Annotated in this window: 2 protein-coding genes; both read right to left on the minus strand. The window is 69.0% G+C overall.

Going from position 1 to position 2,038, the window contains the following annotated elements:
- Positions 1–149: 149 nt before the first annotated feature.
- Complete coding sequence (locus QZV72_RS09470; RefSeq protein WP_297007786.1) at positions 150–1,388, minus strand: cytochrome ubiquinol oxidase subunit I; 1,239 nt, start codon at positions 1,386–1,388, stop codon at positions 150–152.
- A gap of 231 nt (positions 1,389–1,619) precedes the next feature.
- A partial coding sequence (locus tag QZV72_RS09475; RefSeq protein ID WP_297007788.1) for a response regulator transcription factor occupies positions 1,620–2,038 on the minus strand: 419 nt, incomplete at its 5' end.

A 2,038-nucleotide genomic window follows, 5' to 3' on the forward strand; every position in this document is an offset into this window, starting at 1 on the left:
CGCTCCGCCGGGGAACGCGCCGCATACGGCAGCAGCATGCCCAGCCCGATGTCGCTGCCCGCGAAGACGAAATAGCCTCCCAGCAGGACGAGCAGCAAGACGACAGCCACGGATTCCACAACGACTCCCTCACCTGGAAACGCCGACAGCTAGTAGGTGTGGACGGGGACGACGGGCGCGTCGTCCCCCGACGGGGCAGGGGCCAGCGGACCCCCGTGCGGGCCGCGGCGCGCATAGCGGACCAGCAGCCACCATGTGATCCCCGCCAGCACTGCGAACGCCCCGGTGAACACCACGAACGAGGCCACTGCGTGCGGTACTGACAGCGGAGTGATCGCCTCCGCGGTCGTCATGTGGTGCCAAACCGCCCACGGTTGGCGTCCCAGCTCCCGGTAGAGCCAGCCAGCGACCCCGGCGAGCAGCGCCAGCACCGGCATCACCGAGAGCAGCCAATGCAGCCAGCGCCAGCGGTCCAACCTGCGCACCAGCCAGGCCAGCAAGGCCACGGGGAGAACGAGGAAGAACACCGTCCAGCACAGGGTCATCACGCCGTTGCCTACCTCGGCAAGCACCATGGTGGACTCCGGCCGCGCCGCTTCGATCTCTGCGATCTCGGCTGAGCTGAGCGTCAGCCCGCTCGTCGGGGGCGCGCCCGCCAAGGAGTATTGGGCACCCCCGGCCGCCGGGGTCGGGAACAAGGCGAGCGACGCCACCACCACCCCGCGCCGCACCCCGCGGCGGAACATCCCGTCCGGATCGTTGCCGCGGCGCAGGTGGTAGGCGCTCACCCCGGCCATCACCAGGCCGCCCACCAGCAGCGCGCTCGTGGCCACGTGCGCGAAAGCCAGCAGCGCCGCCGGATTGGTGACCAGGGCCACAGGGTCGGTGAGCACGGCCACACCGTCGCGCAGCGCAAAACCCACCGGGTTCTTCAGGAAGCCGTTCGCGACCAGCACCCAGAACGCCGACAGGTAGGCGGTCAAAGTCACCACGCCGAAGCACGCCAAGTGCAGCCAGCGGTTCATGCGGTCCCAGCCGAAGATCCACAGCCCCAAGAACGTGGACTCGGTGAAGAACGCGGCGACCGTCTCCACCGCGAGCGGAGCGCTGAACACGTGGCCGAACACGTCGTTCAACCCGCTCCAGTTCAGCGCCAACTGCAGCTCCATCACCAGGCCGGACAGCACTCCCATGCCGTAGTTCACGACGTAGAGGCCGCCCCAGAACCGCACCGCGGCCAGCCGCGCCTCGTCCCGGCGCAGCAGCGCGCTGCCCTGGGCGACGAGGATGAGCGGCGCCATGCCCAAGGTGAAGGCCACGAACATGTAGTGGACACCTGAGGTCAGCGCGAACTGCAGCCGTGCCCACAGCAACGGATCAGTGAACATGGGAAGGCGAGCTCCTCGACCGGATCGTCCTCGGAACACTCTGATGCTCTCCGGTTGCCAGGGCACGCCACATCCCCCACAGGGAGGCAGTTGCGCTACGCCGTAGCGTGCGGATCAGCGCGGTCAGCCACCACCCCAGGACTACGGGGGTCGTCTGCGGGGAGTACAGGACAACCCTGAGCCGCCGTCGGGGGAAAACCCTTACCCGAAAAGCGGGGCCCTATCCGCCCGTCACTGCATCCACCCCGGAGCCACCAGGCCGGTCTCGTAGGCGACCACCACCAGTTGGGCCCGGTCACGGACCCGCAGTTTGGCCATGGCCCGGCTGACATGGGTTTTCACCGTGGCTGGGCTCAGCACCAGGCGGGCAGCGATCTCCTCGTTGGACAGCCCTTCCCCCACCAGGGCCACCACTTCGCGTTCCCGGTCGGTCAGGTCGCGCAGCCGCCGGTCCGGGGCGGGGCGGCGCGGCCGTCCCGCGTACTCGGCGATGACGCGGCGGGTGACGCTCGGAGACAGCAGCGCCTCGCCCCGGGCCACGACCCGCACCCCGTTGATCAAGTCCTCCGGCTCGGTGTCTTTGACAAGGAATCCGCTCGCCCCCAGGCGGAGCGCCTCAAAGATGTACTCGTCGAGGTCGAACGTGGTGA

Source organism: uncultured Corynebacterium sp. (assembly GCF_902782855.1).
In the GTDB taxonomy this organism is placed as follows: domain Bacteria; phylum Actinomycetota; class Actinomycetes; order Mycobacteriales; family Mycobacteriaceae; genus Corynebacterium.

What these genes read in the sequence shown, in the direction of transcription:
- QZV72_RS09470 (WP_297007786.1), bottom strand. Translation starts at nt 1,388, where the DNA reads ATGTTCACTGATCCGTTGCTGTGGGCACGGCTGCAGTTCGCGCTGACC.